Genomic DNA, 358 nt, shown 5'->3' on the forward strand with positions numbered 1-358 from the left:
GGTAGACAAGCCAAGAAAATCTATCAACATCAGCTAAACTTAGACGAAGCAATAGAACATCCGTTTATCAAACAACATTGCGCGTTAATCTACACCACAGCTAGTCATCAACCCGGCTGGGACAAATTTCGACTAGTATTCGTATTACCTGAATATGTTCAAGGTGCAGAGACAGTAGAAGTGTTAACGCGCTACTTAATGAAGCATCTGCCCCATGACCCCGCCTGTAAAGATGCTTCACGGGTGTTTTATGGCAATAGCCAAGCCACATTCCCCTTAATTCAACCTCATGTCAGACTACCGCAATCTTGGATAGATAAAGCTGTCACCACTGCTTTTCAAGAAAAAATCGAGTACG

General features: G+C 43.0%; 1 protein-coding gene. It reads left to right on the top strand.

The genetic code is table 11. The features are described 5' to 3' along the window. A partial coding sequence (locus FJR05_RS06805) for a hypothetical protein (RefSeq protein ID WP_168643418.1) occupies nt 1-358 on the top strand: 358 nt, incomplete at both ends.

Origin of the sequence: Dolichospermum sp. UHCC 0259 (genome assembly GCF_009711935.1) — a bacterium.
Taxonomy (GTDB): Bacteria; Cyanobacteriota; Cyanobacteriia; order Cyanobacteriales; family Nostocaceae; genus Dolichospermum.